Genomic DNA, 1,898 nt, shown 5'->3' with positions numbered 1-1,898 from the left:
GTGGGTCTGGTCGAGGCGACCGGGCGCGGTTACGGCATCGAATTCCCGATCCAGATGACGGTGGCCACGACCAATGGCGAGCAGCTCTGGGTGTTCCGCTATTCGAGCGAGCGCCAGTCACGCTCGCTCTTCTACACCGCGGCCGTGCAGGAGCTGCGCCAGCGCTATCCGCAGAATTCGCTGTTCCGGCGCCTGAGCGACCACACGCGGCTCGTCATGTCGGAGCCCCTCGGCGATCTCCCGGACGCGTGGAACGAAGTCCCTGACAGCAGCTGCGGCGTCGTCAACCAGGGGCACGACGACTTCGAGCCGTTCGTGCCGAAGCCGCCGTGCACCCAGGGCATCGCACCGCCCGGCGCCTGATCCTGCGCCCGCGCCGGTCGTGCGGCAACCGCGTGCCTCAGCTGCGCGACACGCTCACTTCGATCTCGCCGAGGCTCAGCCCCCAGCGCGCGAGCACGTGACGCAGCGTCGCGAGTTCCGCATCGTTGACGGTGCCGTCGGTGCCGATGAGGTCGAAGAGCATGCCGGCGAGATCGCGCCGCTTCTGCAGATCGTCCACCGCGTCGAGCGCGGCGTCGATGCGCTGGCTGTCGACCAGGCGAACGCGCTCGCCGGAACCATCGAGCAGATCGTCGAAATATTCGCGCACGACGCGGATGAACGTCTTGCGCGTTGCGCCGATGCGCTCGTAGACGCCGAGGCGGTCCAGCATCTCCACCTCGCTGTCGTCGAGTTCGGCATCGGCGAGCAGCACGAGCGCAATGATGCGCGCCATGGCTTCCGGGCTGTTCTGCGGATAACTTCTCACCTGAAAATTCCTCCCTGCCGAGTTGTGCGCGCACAGTGTCGACACCGCGGACCCGGCGCCGGATGCGCCTGTCCTAGCCGGCGCCGGCGATGGCGTCGGCCTTGGCGAGCAGCGCTTCGGCCATGCGGATGCTCGCGATGTCGATCAGGCGGCCGTCGAGCGAGACCGCACCCTTGCCCTCGCGCGCGGCCTGCGCCATCGCGTCGACGATGCGCCGTGCGCGCGTGACCTCAGTCTCCGAAGGCGTGAACACCTGGTTCGCCAGTTCGATCTGCGAGGGGTGGATCGCCCACTTGCCCTCGTAACCCAGCACCGCTGCGCGCTTTGCCGCCGCGATGAAGGCATCCGCGTCGCCGAAGTCGCCGAACGGGCCGTCGATGGGGCGCAGGCCATACGCGCGGCACGCCACCATCATGCGCGTTTGCGCGGCGTGCCACGGGTCGGTCCAGAAGTACTCGCGCTCGCCGCGCTCGTTCCTGTCGGTGAGCACGCCGTAGTCGCGGTTGACGCCGCCGATGACGGTGGTGCGGGCACGCGTGGACGCCGCATAGTCCGCCACGCCGAAGCTCATCGCCTCCAGCCGCCGGCTCGACTGCGCGATCGCCTCGACGTTCGCCATGCCGAGCGCGGTCTCGATCAGCACTTCGAAGCCCAGGCGCTTGGTGCGCTTCTTCGCCTGTTCGATCTGCGTCACCAGCATGTCGATGGCGTAGACGTCCTGCGCCACGCCGACCTTCGGGATGAGCAGCATGTCGAGCCGGGCGCAGTTCTCGACGACGTCGATGACGTCGCGATACATGTAGTGCGTATCGAGGCCGTTGATGCGCACCATCATCGTCTTCGTGCCCCAGTCCATGTCGTTCAGCGCCTGCACGATGTTCTTGCGCGCCTGCTCCTTGTCGTCCGGCGCCACCGCGTCCTCCAGGTCAAGAAACACGATGTCCGCGGCGGACTTGGCCGCCTTCTCGAAGATCGCGGGGTTCGAGCCGGGCACTGCCAGCTCGGAGCGGTGCAGGCGCGGTGTCGCCTGCTCGACGATGGTGAAACTCATGGTGTTGTCTCTCCGGGTTTAGTTATGGGCAGCGCG

At 67.4% G+C, this 1,898-nt stretch carries 3 protein-coding genes; 1 reads left to right on the top strand and 2 read right to left on the bottom strand.

What is annotated here, in order from left to right; translation table 11 throughout:
• Positions 1-363, top strand: a 363-nt coding sequence (locus tag JNK68_17525) for a class II glutamine amidotransferase (protein ID MBL8542145.1), incomplete at its 5' end; no start/stop codon positions are given.
• A gap of 37 nt (positions 364-400) precedes the next feature.
• On the opposite strand, the gene JNK68_17520 is transcribed toward JNK68_17525, so the two are convergent.
• Entirely contained in the window at positions 401-811 is a 411-nt protein-coding gene (locus JNK68_17520) for a TerB family tellurite resistance protein (GenBank protein ID MBL8542144.1), read from the bottom strand.
• Between the two features lie 73 nt (positions 812-884).
• Positions 885-1,862: a CoA ester lyase gene (locus JNK68_17515; protein MBL8542143.1), complete on the bottom strand. Its 978-nt coding sequence runs from the start codon at positions 1,860-1,862 to the stop codon at positions 885-887.
• Between the last annotated feature and the right edge of the window lie 36 nt (positions 1,863-1,898).

This window comes from Betaproteobacteria bacterium (assembly GCA_016791345.1).
Taxonomy (GTDB): domain Bacteria; phylum Pseudomonadota; class Gammaproteobacteria; order Burkholderiales; family JAEUMW01; genus JAEUMW01.
Note: the sequence above shows the minus strand (reverse complement) of the source record. Positions and strands in the feature narration are given on the sequence as shown.